The sequence below is a fragment of the Bifidobacterium sp. SKU genome (assembly GCF_026016405.1).
GTDB classification, from domain to species: Bacteria; Actinomycetota; Actinomycetes; order Actinomycetales; family Bifidobacteriaceae; genus Bifidobacterium; species Bifidobacterium bifidum.
Genome location: NZ_CP092890.1, coordinates 1,392,320 through 1,406,232 on the forward strand (window position 1 = coordinate 1,392,320; position 13,913 = coordinate 1,406,232).

Annotated in this window: 8 protein-coding genes; 2 read left to right on the top strand and 6 right to left on the bottom strand. The window is 63.8% G+C overall.

Annotated elements, in window-relative coordinates; translation table 11 throughout:
- Positions 1-56 precede the first annotated feature (56 nt).
- The 5 genes from MMB49_RS05995 to MMB49_RS06015 all read right to left on the bottom strand — a co-directional run bounded on the left by MMB49_RS05995 (position 57) and on the right by MMB49_RS06015 (position 10,099).
- The gene (locus MMB49_RS05995) at positions 57-2,912 is read right to left on the bottom strand and encodes a phosphatase PAP2 family protein (RefSeq protein ID WP_047272394.1); all 2,856 of its coding nucleotides are present in this window, start codon (positions 2,910-2,912) and stop codon (positions 57-59) included.
- A gap of 393 nt (positions 2,913-3,305) precedes the next feature.
- The gene (locus tag MMB49_RS06000; protein WP_116453811.1) at positions 3,306-6,014 is read right to left on the bottom strand and encodes an ABC transporter permease; all 2,709 of its coding nucleotides are present in this window, start codon (positions 6,012-6,014) and stop codon (positions 3,306-3,308) included.
- A gap of 26 nt (positions 6,015-6,040) precedes the next feature.
- Positions 6,041-6,949, bottom strand: coding sequence for an ABC transporter ATP-binding protein (locus MMB49_RS06005; protein ID WP_229941015.1), 909 nt, complete (start codon positions 6,947-6,949; stop codon positions 6,041-6,043).
- A 733-nt stretch (positions 6,950-7,682) separates the two neighbouring features.
- Entirely contained in the window at positions 7,683-8,999 is a 1,317-nt protein-coding gene (locus MMB49_RS06010; RefSeq protein ID WP_047272398.1) for an O-acetylhomoserine aminocarboxypropyltransferase/cysteine synthase family protein, read from the bottom strand.
- 245 nt (positions 9,000-9,244) lie between these two features.
- Positions 9,245-10,099 (bottom strand): putative ABC transporter permease, encoded by an 855-nt coding sequence (locus MMB49_RS06015; protein WP_013390054.1) that lies wholly within the window; start codon positions 10,097-10,099, stop codon positions 9,245-9,247.
- Positions 10,100-10,353: 254 nt separating this feature from the next.
- On the opposite strand from MMB49_RS06015, the gene MMB49_RS06020 reads away from it, so the two are divergent.
- Positions 10,354-11,229: a pyridoxamine kinase gene (locus MMB49_RS06020; protein ID WP_047272400.1), complete on the top strand. Its 876-nt coding sequence runs from the start codon at positions 10,354-10,356 to the stop codon at positions 11,227-11,229.
- Between the two features lie 145 nt (positions 11,230-11,374).
- Here MMB49_RS06020 and MMB49_RS06025 read toward each other — a convergent pair whose 3' ends face one another.
- On the bottom strand, positions 11,375-13,390 hold the full coding sequence (locus MMB49_RS06025; RefSeq protein ID WP_047272402.1) for an FAD-binding protein: 2,016 nt from the start codon (positions 13,388-13,390) through the stop codon (positions 11,375-11,377).
- 202 nt (positions 13,391-13,592) lie between these two features.
- On the opposite strand from MMB49_RS06025, the gene MMB49_RS06030 reads away from it, so the two are divergent.
- Positions 13,593-13,913: an MGMT family protein gene (locus MMB49_RS06030; RefSeq protein ID WP_003813638.1), complete on the top strand. Its 321-nt coding sequence runs from the start codon at positions 13,593-13,595 to the stop codon at positions 13,911-13,913.

The window sequence follows — 13,913 nt, forward strand, 5'->3', positions numbered from 1 at the left end:
AAAACGCCCCCGCTGGCGGGGCGCGATGCTCAGTCCGTCAGCGGGGGCGCTAGTTGTCAGATCGCGTGCTTGCGGCGGATCATCATGATCGTGACGCCGGCGGCGGCGATCAGGATGAACGCCGAGGCGATGCCGGACACGTCCGCGCCGGTCTTCGACAGCGGCTGCGTGCCGGAGGGGTTGCGGCCAGCGGCATTGTTGACACCGATGTTGCCGGCATTGCTACCGCCGTTACCGTTGCCGCCGTTGTTGCCGTTGTTGCCACTCGTCTCGCGCACGACCGAGGCCTGCGCCTGGCCGGGCTCGACCTTGACGACGTTCTTGCCGTCGGCGCTCAGCGTGACCTTGGCGCTGTAGGCCGCGGCGAGGTTGACTCGCGCCCAGCCCTGCGACGAGGCGTCCAGCGGATAGCCGGAGTCACCTTCGGTCGCGGCGAGCACGGCCTTCTTCTGCGCGGAATCCAGCGACTTGAACGCGGCGACGTTGTCGAGCATGCGGACGGCCGAGTCAGGCACCACCGGCGCCTGTCCGGTCGTGCCCGTGGCTTGGAAGCCATAGGTCATGCGGGCCTTGTACGCGGCCAGTGCGGAGGCGCGGTCGGTCACCGGCTTGGTCGAAACCTCGTCGGTGAAATCGTTGCGGTAGCCGTTGGCGGCGTTCGCGCCGGTGTTCGTGATGCAGGCGTCGAGCGTATCGCCGTGGTTGTCGGCCTTGCACTGCGCGGTCAGGTAATCGACGAGCTCGGCGCGGGCGGCCGCGCCTTCCTGTGCGGTCTTCTCGCCGCTCACCGCGGTGGCGACGCCGTACTGGCCGGCGATGTGGCCGCCCATGATGTCGAGCGGGTAGTGCACGCCGAGCACGATGCGGTTGTTGCCGGCCTCGGACACGCGGGTCATGATCTCCGGGCCGAGCTCGGGCAGCAGGTACGCCAGGCCGGCGCCCTGCGTGAACGCGAAGGTGGTGTGGCCGGACGGGAACGAGCCGGAGTTGTACAGTCCGTCATACTCGTTGTCGGGCGCTTCGCCGTCTCCCCAGTCGAAGTTCTCGTAACCGGGGACCTTCTTGATGTTCAGCGTCTGCTTCAGACCGTTCATGTTCAGCGTCGTGCCGTTGAAGTTCACGCGGTCCACGTAGGGGCGCGGGTGCTGGTATGTGGCCTTGGCGACGCCGGTGGAAGCGGACTTGTTCATGTCAGACAGGAACTGGGCGGTCTTCGGCAACTTACCAGCGTCGGCGGCATCCTTGTAGTACTTGCCGAGCACCGGACCGAGCGCGTCGTACAGCGTGTTGGTGGAGTTCATCTGGGCGTCGGACAGGGCGCGCTGGTCCTGCGCAGTGTTGCCGTCGGTGCCGTACGCCTTGTTGTTGATGTCTTCGGTGAGCTGGTCGTCGTGCACGAGCACCGACTTGCCCTCATCGGTCACGCCCTTGCCTGCGACGTAGTACTCGTTGAAGTCGGTCAGCAGTCCGGTGATCGTGTCCTTGGAGGATGCGGTCTTCACCACGGTCGGCGCCTTGGCGCCGAAGGAGATGGCGGTGATGGTGCTGCCGTCTTCGCTCAGCGTCACCTTGGCGCTGAAAGCCTTGGCGAGGTTGATGCGCTCGAATCCGTTGGAGCTGGCGTCCAGCGGGTAGCCGGAGTCAATTTCGGAGGCTTCGAGCACCTGACGACGCTGGGCGTCGGTCAGGTCGGGGAATGCGGTGAGCAGCAGGTTCTCCGCGCCTTGCGGCACGACGGGCGCCTGACCGGCGGCCGAGGTCTGCGAGAATCCGTAGGTCATGCGTGCGGTGTAGGCGTCGATGGCGGACGCGCGGTCGGTCACCGGTTCGGTGGACACCGCGTCGGTGAAGGTGTTCTTGTATCCGTTCTTGTCGTTGGCGCCGGTCTTGCTCGCACACGCGGCGACGGTGTCGCCGTTGCCGTCGGCCTTGCAGCGTGCGGCGATGTAGTTCTCAAGTTCGTCATGGGCTGGCAGCAGCACGTTCTGGCGGAACGTGGCATCAGACCACAGAGCGGTGACGGATGCGCTGGCGGAGATGCGTCCGCCGATCACGTCCATCGGGTAGTGCACGCCGAGCACGACGCGGTTGTTGCCGCCTTCGGCGGCGCGGGCCACGAGTTCCGGTCCGAGCTCGGGCAGCAGCGTGGCCAATCCCAGACCGCGGTTGTAGGTCTTGGTGGTGTGGCCGGACGGGAAGGACTGCGACGGCTCCTGATAGTCGGTGTAATCCTCGCCGTATTCCTGGCCGTCGATATTGATCATCGGGATGCGCTTGATGTCGAGCGTCGAGCTCAGACCGTTGAGGTCGGTGTCACCGCCGATCGTGCGGTCGACGCCTTCGTTCTCCTTGTTGAAGTACGGACGCGGGTAGTTGAAGTCCTTCTTGGCGCTGCCGGTGCCGACGAAGCCCGCGAACGAGTCCTTACTGCTTTTGCTGAACACCAGGTCGGAGGTCTTGGGCAGCTCGCCCTGCGCGACGCCCTCGGCCACGTACTGGCCGATGATCGGCCCGAACGCGTCCTTGTAGATGCGCAGTGCGTCGCCGTCGCTCGCGTCGAGAGCGGCGCGCTCGGCCTGCGTGTAGGTGCCGTCGACCTTGGTGGTGTCGGCGGCGGCCTTGTTGTTGATGGCCACGACGGTCTTGTCGTTCTGTCCGAGCACGCTCTTGCCGGCATCGGTGACCTTGCCGCGGAAGGCATCGCCCTGCGGCGTGTTGTTCACGACCTTCTTCGGGGTCCACCAGTTGTAATACTCGCCGAGCAGCAAGGTGATGTTCGGCTTGACCGCGCTGCCGTACGAGGGAGTGTCCGCGGCGTTCGCGGTGACGCTCACGGACATCAGCATCGCGATGGATGCGATACCTGCCACGGCGCCCTTGAGGACCGCGGACTTACGCATTGTCTTGTGCATTCTTTCAGCTTCCATTGTGTGTTGGTTGATATGGAACCGATTCTGTTGTAGACCAACTGTCAGGTTCCGACCGCTGAAAGATAATGAAAATCACCTTCGATTAATGAACAGTTCATTTTGCAACGTACCGATTTTTCGCGTGTTCAGGTTATAACATCGCGCGTCGGGAGCCGCGTGTCACGGGTCGTGCGGTATAACGCCGTATAGGCGATGAGGTCCCTTCTTTTGAGTGAAAGAAGGGACCTCATTGTACTGGCGGCTGTGTTGACCACCCACCGGCTCTACGAACTAGGCTTCAGCCAGAGCCTCGACAGGCTGAACCGTCAAACAGACAGTCCAGTGGACTGTCTGTAGGTGAAGTGAGCGGCTTGCCGCGAAGGCCGCCTAAGAGGCTCAGGCTTCAGCCAGAGCCTCGACAGGCGGCGTCTTGACTGCGCGACGGGCCGGGAACACGCTGGCGAGCAGGGCTGCGATGGCGGCCACCACAAGCACGATGCCGTTCATGCCCCATTCGAAGGGGAACACCGTCTTGCCGTACAGGCTGAACACCATGTACGACCCCAGCCATCCGAACAGCGTGCCGAGCACCACGCCGACCACACCTGCGACGAGCGACAGCAGCAGCGCCTCGACGGCCAGCGAGCGCCGCAGCTGCCCGCGGGTCATGCCGATGGCCCGCAATGTCGCGGATTCGCGGGTGCGTTCAATCACCGACAGACTCAGCGTGTTCGCCACGCCGATCAGCGCGATGAGCACCGCGACGGCGATCAGCGCGACCAGAAGCATCAGCATCGAGTTGATGATGGTCTCCCATTGTGCGCGTTGCGCCACGGGACCGGTGATGGACACGGTGGAGTCATACGAAAATACGTCCTGAATCTTGTTGAACACGTCACTCAGGGAGACGCCGGCCGACTGGGTATCCACACGCATGAGCAGCATGTGGCTGGTCGCGGTGATGTCGCCGTTGTTGAAATGGCTGGTGTTGATGAAGGCGACGGCATCATAGTTGGACGAGACGCGGCGGTAATCGGATTGCACCGGCTTGAGACGCATTGATGAGGAAACGCCTCCGTTCGTCGAGCTTGCGCTGGCGGACCCGTCTTGTTCGGTGCTTGCCGCAATGCCATTCGACTCCGCGGCAGTGAACCGCAGCTTCGCATCGGAGCCGAATGTGATCTCCTTGCCTGAGGTGGCGCGGTATTTCGGCAGCAGCACGGTGTCGTCGCCGACGGTGACGCCGCTCAGGTCGGCGTGCATGACGCCGGCGAGTTCGGAGGTGTTCTTGACGCCGACGAGCAGCAGGGACATCGTTCCCCCGTTCACGCCTTCCGCGGTCACCGTCGCCGTGGGCGCGTACATGGTGGCCGCGACGCCCTTGACCTGGGCCGCTTCCTTGACTGCGCTGGTCTTCAGGCCGTCGCCGGTGGCGATCATGTCGACACTGTACCGGGACGCGAGCGCCTCCCCCATGGTCTGCTTGGCGCTGGCTGCACCGGTGGCGATGGTGGCGACCAGGGTCACGCCGATCAGCAGCGCGGTACCGGTGGCGGCGACGCGACGCGGGTTCTTCTGGATGTTGGCGTGGGCAACTTTGGCGCTCGGACCGCACATCGAGACGAGCGCGCCGACGCCGCGCATCAGCACCGGCAGCCAGAACGTGGCGGTGAGTACGAGCCCGAGGAACACCAGCGCGGCCCCGCCGATGGACATCAGCAGCACACTGCTGTAATTGTCGATGGCCATGGTGTCCAGACCGTTCAGCATGCCGGACAGCTGCCATACGGCGACGCCAGCCAGTGCCAATCCGGCGATGATCGTCAGAACGCCAATCGTGGCGCGGACCTTTCCGGCGCGTGATGTATCGGTCAGCTCGATCGGGCGCAGGGCCTCAAGCGGCGTCACGCTGGTGGCGGACCGTGCGGAGCCGAGTGAGGCGAGTACAGTCATGATCAGGCCGAATGCGATCGGAACCACGAACGCTTGCCACGAGAGAATCAGCCTGGCCTGCATTCCCATCATTTCCATTACGCCCGTGTTCGTGACCAGCGCGATCAGACCGACGCCGAAGCCGACGCCCAGCACCGACGCAATCAGGCCAAGCAATCCGGCCTCCATCAGTACGGATGTGTACAGCTGGCCCTTCTTCGCGCCGATTGTGCGCAGCAACGCCAGCGTGCGCCTGCGTTGCGCCACCAGCACCTGGAACGTGTTGGCGATGACCAGGGCGGCAACGAACAGTGCGAGCACACCGAAGCTCAGCAGGAATATGGTGGGGAAACTTGTGTTGTTCGCGCTGAGGTCCCTGACGGCCTCCGCCTCGACCGATCGGCGCGATTCCACGCCATAAGATTTCGGCAGGAGCCCGGAGACCTCGTCGACGGTCCGCTGCGCAGCAGCGGCGTCGGCTTCGTCGATGTCAAGCAGGAGCATGTACGCCTGCATATGGTCGAAATCATCCACGCCGTATACCGCGGCGACGACGTTCTCCGACAGCACCGAAGCGCCACCGTAAAACGAGTACACACCAAACGGGTCGCTGGTCAGGCCAACGACGCGCACGTCACGCACCGCGGTGCCGCTCAGAGCGCTGCCGTTGGATATCGGAGCGACGTCCACCTTGTCGCCGACACCCACTCCAAGTTGTTTGGCGACGGATTTTGGCAACGCCACCTCGTTGTTGTCGACCGGCTGGTCGCCGGAGACGATGCGGACCGGCAGCAGCTTACGGTCGGTTGACGTGCCGACGGCGTATCCGCTCGAGCGCTTGCCCGCTGCGGAGATCGAAACGCTGACGGACGTGTCGACGCGGGCGCCCTTCACGCCTTTCGTGGCGCGTATCCGGTCGAGGTTGAAATCGGCGACGGTGGTTCTGTCGGCCGAGCCGTTTTCGGAGACCGCGCCGTTGCTGTTTGTTTTCATCGTGACGATGTAGTTCGCTTCGCCGAGCTGGGCGGTCCTCTGCCTGCGCAGCGAGTCGTCCATGGAGTTGGAGAACAGGAACGTGGCGGCGATGAACGCCGTGCCGATAAGGATGGCTATGCCTGCGGGGATGAGCATCCTCGCGCTTTTTTTCATGAGTTTGATGGTGATGGAGAACATGAGAAGTCCTTAATGCTGTGAGCGGGTCAGCGGCGGTGCTGGGCGACGGCGGCGTGCTGCGGAGCGCCCGGAACGAAAGACGCCTTTTCGGTGTGCCCCTTGAGGGCCGCCACCGGCGGTCTTGGAACGGTGGTGCCCGCGGACGGCCCGCCGACCAGTTGGGTGGCCCGCTCGCGCTCGTTCATCAACAGTTGGTTCATGCTCTCGGCGGTCGGGCGCTGCTCGTCGGCGACGATCTGGCCGTCGGCGAACACGATCGCACGATCGGCATAGGATGCGGCGACGGCGTCATGGGTGACCATGATGACGGTCTGCCCAAGTTCCTTGACGGATCGCTTCAGGAAGCTCAGCACTTCGGCGCTGGAGACGGAATCGAGGTTGCCGGTGGGCTCGTCGGCGAACACCAGCGACGGTTTGGTGATGAGCGCACGCGCGATGGCGACGCGCTGCTGCTGGCCGCCAGACAGTTCATTCGGCCGGTGCGTGAGACGTTCCTTGAGTCCCAGCGTCGTCGTCAGCATGTCGAACCACTGACGGTCGGGCTTCTGACCCGCCAGAGTCAACGGCATGAGGATGTTCTGCTCGGCGGTGAACATCGGCAGCAGGTTGAAGCTCTGGAAGATGAAGCCGATCTTGTGGCGGCGCAGCATGGTCAGCTGATTGTCGTTCATGGTGGTGATGTCGGCGCCGTCGAACACGATATGACCGCTCGTGGCCGAGTCGAGTCCGGCGAGCGTGTGCATGAGCGTGGACTTGCCGGAGCCGGACGGGCCCATGATCGCGGTGAACCTCCCTTGCTCGAACCGCACATTGACGCCGCGCAGCGCATGCACCGCGTTTTCGCCATGCCCGTAGTCCTTGACCAGGTCGATCGCCTCGATGGCGATGGGGTGCCGCTGTTCCTGCGCCGCACCGGCATTGGTCTGCGGCTGCATGATCTGCTGTTCCATAACGTCCTCTTCCATATCAATACAGGGATTTTCCCTGAACGTTACTTTCACCATACGGGTGGCGGGCTCGGACCGGCATCGTGCGGCGGGGTGAATCGCCATCGTGCCCATCATCCTTGAGTATTACGCGCTCGAACATTGTGCGCGGTTTCACTGCGCTCGGCGGCCTCTCTCGGCCGGGAACGCACGGGCCCGTGGCGATGACGGGGAATGGGATGATAGGGGGGTGCCTGGCAAGAAGAATTGTACGATGAGCGAGAACAGTGTTGAGAACGAGAATGGCGAAACGTCCATTTTCCAATGATTCTTAGATTTGCCCTCACGCCCCGAAACGGCATGTAACCGGTTAAAAACGATTTCGTGGCACAGGGAATGCCACGAAATGCCGAAAACAGCGATTTTTACCGTTTCGTGGCACGAAACCCCCTGCTTGCATCACTGTTCAAGACAAAAAAGCCAAAATGTGGTCGGAACGGAGCTGAACAGCAGGATCGGACCATACGCCCTCCCGCTGGCGGGAGGTGGCGCGAAGCGCCGGAGGGTGGTTGTGCGGCGACATCCCACCCGCTTCACTACAGCCCAGCCAGCAAGGGCTATATGCAACAAACCCGCGCTGCATGACGTCAGCGCGGGTTTGTACGGGTTCCCCTTCTCGTTCCGCGTCACGGTTCCCCGACCGGCGACGCGGAAAATCCTTGCGGCTATCTAGCCAAGACCATCACTTGGCCAGTCCGGAGGCGCGCAGCGCCTCGAAGCCGCCCTTGAGGTCGTCGAGGATGTCCTCGATGTTCTCGGTGCCGATGGACAGGCGGATGGTGCCCTGGTGGATGCCCTGATCCTCCAGCTCCTCCAGCGTCTCCTGGGAGTGCGTGGTGGAGGCCGGGTGGATGACCAGCGACTTCACGTCGGCCACGTTCGCCAGCAGAGAGAACAGGTGCAGGTTGTCGATGAAGACACGCGCCGCGTCCTTGCCGCCCTTGATGTCGAAGGTGAAGATGGAGCCGGCGCCGTTCGGGAAGTACTTCTTGTACAGCTCGTGGTCGCGGCGCCCCTCGATGGACGGGTGCGAGACGGACTCGACCTCAGGCACGGTCTGCAGGTACTCGACAACCTTCAGCGCGTTCTGCACGTGGCGCTCGACGCGCAGCGACAGGGTCTCGGTGCCCTGCAGCAGCAGGAACGCGGCGAACGGGGACAGGGTGGCACCGGTGTCGCGCAGCAGGATGGCGCGGATGCGGGTCACGAAGGCGGCTCCACCAAGGGCCTCGTAGAAGTTCAGACCGTGGTAGGAGGGATCCGGCTCGGTCAGGGTCGGGAACTTGCCCGGCACCTCAGCCCAGTTGAAGTTGCCGCCTTCCACGACGACACCACCCAGCGTGGTGCCGTGGCCGCCGATGAACTTGGTCGCGGACTCGACCACGACGTCGGCGCCGTGCTCCAGCGGGCGGAACAGGTACGGGGTGGCGAAGGTGTTGTCGACGATCACCGGCAGATGATGCTTGTGGGCGATTGCGGAGATGGCCTCGAAGTCGGGCAGGTCGGCGTTCGGATTGCCGAAGGTCTCGAAGTAGACGAGCTTGGTGTTCTCCTGGATGGCGTCCTCGAAGTTCTGCGGAACCTCCGGATCGACAAAAGTGGTGGTGATGCCGTCGCGCGGCAGCGTGTGCTTGAGCAGGTTGAAGGTGCCGCCGTAGATGTTCTTGGAGGAGACGATGTGGTCACCGGACTGGGTGATGTTGCGCACGGCGTACTCGACGGCCGCGGCGCCCGAGGCGACCGCGATGCCGGCGGTGCCGCCTTCAAGGGCGGCGATGCGATCCTCGAACACGCCCTGGGTGGAGTTGGTCAGACGGCCGTAGATGTTACCCAGGTCGGCGAGTCCGAAGCGGGCCTCGGCGTGGTCGAAGTTGTGGAAGACGTAGCTGGTGGTCGCGTAAATCGGCACTGCGCGGGAGTCGGTGGCCGGGTCGGCCTGCTCCTGGCCGACGTGCAGCTGCAGGGTTTCAAAACGGTACTTCTTGTTGGCTTCGGTCATGGTGGTTGCTCCTTTTCCCATGTCGGGATGCTGTGGTTTCCGTGTCTTTCTTGTCGCCACCCGTCGGCGGTTTCCAGCGTCTGGCGAGGTGTTGGTTTAGACCATAGGGCACATGGATGCGGCATCGCAAGTCCGGCGTTATCGCGGTTGCCTATAACCCTTTAAAAGCCGTTGGCATCATTGGTGTCGCAGGTCGTAACAGGAGCCCTAAAACCGACTATCCACGATGCGACACGCCGCTGCCGTCAGAGCCGGTTCCACAGGTCACGGATCATGTCGGTGATGGTCAGGTCGCGCAGGGATACCATCTTCGGGAACGTGCGGATCAGACGGCGCTGCTGGCGGTTGAGCGAGCGACGGACCAGCTCGCCGGCATCCGCAACCGGTCTGGATGCCGCACGAATGCCCTGCTGGGCTCCGGCCGCGAACCGGTCATACGCCTGCTCCGCCTGCCCGCGCAGTTTGGCGGACGTTTCGCGCCACTGCTCGTCGGCCTCGCTGATGCGTGTGTCGATCTGTCTGATCTGCTGCGATTTGAGCGCCTTGATGCCCTCGCTGACCTTCGCCAGACGCGAGTCGAGACTGCGCAGACCGGCCTGGGTGATGGCCGCATCGATTACCACCACGACGAACGACAGTCCCGCGACGGCGTGAAGCAGCCATATCGGCCAGGACCGGACGATGTCGGACATCCACGGCTGGACCACCAGTTTGATGCACGTCGCCCCCGCGCCGAACGCCAGAAACCCGTTAAGATACACGCGCCCGTTGATGTTGAACGGCTTGCCGGAATAATCCCAGAAACGCATGTGGTACAGTTTCTCGATCGCCCAGCTCGACGCATATTCCAGCGTGCATGCGAGCACGCCGCTGGACAGGAACAGCGACAGCGGATTGTTCACGTCATGCAGCAGCACGACGACCAGCAGACCGCCGAACCCGTAGATCGGGCATATCGGCCCGTTGAGCATGCCCCGATCCTCGAACCGCTTGCGCAGCACGACGCTCAGGCCGGTCTCCCACACCCATCCCGCGAACGAGTACGCCAGCCAATACAGGAAGAAGCGTTCCACGACAATCAGAACATCCATGGGCGTCATGGCATCCTCCTTGCGATCATGCGGACGGAACCGCCGCATCGGGCTTCGTCCCGTCGTCACGTGTATCAGACAACTCTAGCGCGAGGCGTCACGTTCCGGCTTCCGCTCCCATGCCGTCGATACGATGCAGGTGGCACTTCCCGGCCGCCCGCCACCGGTGGCGCGCTGGGCGGGACCGCGTTACGCGGTGTGCGCCCGACGATGCTAGTCTCTGTTGTGTATCGTCATTGCCTACCAGTAAGGGGTGTTTCCGAATGACCGATGATGTGACGCTGTATGACCGCGACCCACATTACATTCCGCGCGTAGCCGCCGTGCACGACATGTGCGGGTATGGCAAGTGCTCGCTGACCGCGGCGATCCCGATCCTGTCGGCGGCCGGCTGCGACGTGTGCCCGGTGCCGACGGCCCTGTTCTCCGCACACACCAAGTACGCCGTGTTCACGTTCCATGACACGACGGACATTCTCTCCGGATATCTGGATGCCTGGCGCAAGGAGAACGTCGAGCTGGACGGCGTGTACAGCGGCTTCCTCGGCTCCCCCGACCAGGTGTCCATCATCCAGCGCCTGTACCGCGAATATCCGTCCGCGCTGCGGCTGGTCGACCCGGTTATGGGCGACGCCGGGCAGATGTACCCGACGTACACGCCGGAACTGTGCGAGGCGATGGGGGCTCTGGCGGACGGCGCGGACGTGCTGATGCCGAACCTGACCGAAGCGAGCATCCTGACCAAGCGCGACTACCCCGGGCAGGATCTCGATGACGCCGCCGTGACCGAACTGCTGGACGCGCTGCTGGGACTCGGTACCAAGAACGTGGTGCTCAAGGGCATCGACCACGGTGACGGCAAGATCATCAACTACGTGGCGAGCGCCGAAAAGGGCGCTGCCGAGAAGGTCGAGCTTGTGCACGACAAGCTGCCGTACATGATCCACGGTACGGGTGACGCTTTCGCGTCCGCACTGTGCGGTGAGGTGATGGCCGGCCGTGGCCTGGCCGAATCGGCTCAGATCGCGGGCGAATTCGTACGTCATGCAATGGAAAGCACCCGCAATCAGCCGCATTTCGAGGAGCGCGGGGTCAGTTTCGAGCTCGATCTCGGTGAGCTCACTTCGCTGGTGAAGTGAGACCGTGCCGCAAAGCCGGCAAAACGGAACTGCGCCGAAGCCCTGGCTGGGCCTTCGGCGCAGTTTTGTATCAGAACCACTCTGACTCGGGACCAAGGAATCCGGCCTGAGGGGAAGGCGTCAGGCCACTCCCGTATCGCAGCTCTCAGTATTCGCGCGTCTTGGGCGGGAAGTCATTGATGTGCACGGACTGCCACAGGATGGAGGCGTGAGGTGCCGATGAAGCCTCGGCATCGGCGGCATCGGCCATCCCGATCATCGAATGCGCGAGGAAACGTTCGTCGTCACGCGTCGGATAATCGAGCCTTTGCAGGGAACCGCGCGATTCGTGGCGCGCCTCGGATGCGCGCAGCATGGCTTCGGCGAGCAGTGTCAGGTGCCGTACCTCCCAGATCGCGGTTATCTCCTGATTGAACGCGGGTGTCTCCGAATGCGCCGTGAGACGGTTGGCGCGGGGACGGATCACAGTATCGAGCAGGTTCAGGGCCTCGCTGATGGAACGGGCGTCGCAACGCACCGCCAGCGCATGTTCCATCAGCGTTCCCAGATCGGCGGCGAGCCGATACGGGTTATCCTCCTCGGAACCGGGCTGCGCGGAAGCATCTGAGCCGCCGAGCTCCGCTGTCTGCGGCATACCGTCAGACGTATCGTCTGCCGCGTCATCGTCCACGTCCGGTCTGCCCGCAAGCATCGTGGCGACATCCTGCTTGCGCGAACGGGCGACGTCGTCCACCAGCGCGGCTGCCGCCTCGGCGGGACCGTCATCCGCATCGGCGCCGCGCATCGGGTCGTCGACCGGCGACTGTGCGATGCGGGCCGCCAGCGACTCACCTGCGCGCGTGCCGAACAGGCATGCGTCGAGCAGCGAGTTGCCGCCCAGACGGTTCGCCCCATGCACCGACACGCACGAGCATTCGCCCGCGGCGAACAAGCCCTCCACGACCGTGCGGGTACCGGAAACGGCGTCGACGTTCTGGCTCCCTGACTCCGCCCAGCGATACACCTCTCCATCCGTGGTGATCGGGATGCCACCCATCGTGTAATGCGCGGTCGGTTTGACCGGCACCATGTCCTTGGCCGGATCGAGGTTCGCGTACGCCTTGATGGTCTCCACCACCTGCGGCAGCACCGCATTCATATGATCCGGATCGATGCCGGTCATATCGAGCCACACGCAGTCCTTCGGACCGTCCGGGTCTTTCGGGTCCGCGACGCCGCGTCCGCCGTCAATCTCGGCCATGATCGAACGGCTCACCACGTCACGCGCGGCGAGGTCGCGATGCTCCGGCGCATAACGTTCCATGAACGCCTCGCCGTCGGCGTTACGCAGCACGCCGCCCTCCGCACGGGCGGCCTCCGACAGGAGTATGCCCGTGTGCGCGAGACCCGTCGGATGGAATTGGACGAATTCGATGTCTTCCAGCTGGAGTCCGGCGGACAACGCCAAGGCCATGCCGTCGCCGGTCAGATCCCATGAATTCGACGTGGTGTGGAACAGTCGTCCTGCACCGCCGGTGGCGAACATCACGTTGTGCGCATGAATTGCGTGGGTGACGCCGGCGTGCGTGTCATAGGCGACCACGCCCGCAACGGCGTTCCCCGACTTGTCAAGCACCACATCGGTCACGTACCATTCCTCGGCGAATTCGATGCCGGCCGCGACGCACTGCTGCCACAGCGAGTGCAGGATCTGATGGCCGATGCGGTCCGCCGCATATGCCGCCCTGCGCACGGGCATCTTGCCGAAATCCGCGGTGTGACCACCGAACCGTCGCTGCGCGATGTGGCCGTCATCGGTGCGGGAGAACGCCACGCCCATACGCTCCAGGTTGATCACGGTCTGCGGGGCGTACTCGGCGAGCAGCTTGGCCGCATCCTGATCGACCAGCCAGTCGCCGCCCTTGACGGTGTCGTAGTAATGCCAATGCCAATCGTCCTGTTCCACATTGCCCAGACTCGCCGCGATGCCGCCCTCCGCTGAACCGGTGTGCGAGCGCAACGGCTGCAGTTTGGATATCACCAGGACCTTCGGCTCGATGCCGGACTCCTTCAACTGTTCGACGTCAGGGGAGTGCATCAGCCCCAGCGCCGCCGACAGGCCGGCCGCCCCGGCGCCGACGATCACCGCGTCATACATTTCTTCCACATGTTTCGGACTCATATCCAAGATTGTCGCACAAGGGCTGACGTTCGCCGCGCACGTGACGGGAGCACGGCGGATAATACCGTTCATGGAAGAAATATCCGACAGCACGACAACGCCCGGCAACACGACGACGCCCGGCAATGCGGCAACATCCAACGGCACAGCGTCATCCGGCAGCACAGCGTCGTTCAATAGTGCGACATCGTTCAACAGTGCGGTGTATGACATCGTCCGGCGGATCCCGCGCGGAGCGGTCGCGACCTACGGCCAGGTCGCGACGCTGGCCGGCCGCCCACGCAATGCGAGGTTCGTCGGCTTCGCGCTGCACGCCAATCCCGAACCCGGCGTGATTCCCTGCCATCGCGTCGTGTTCCGTGACGGTTCGCTGGCGCCCGGCTTCGCGTTCGGCGGCCCGGAGCGGCAGCGCGCGATGCTCGAAGAGGAGGGTGTGCCGTTCATCCCGCCGCGGGCGGGCCACGACAATGCCGGTGACGGTGGATGGCGTGTCGACCTGGCACGATGCCAATGGCAGGCGTAA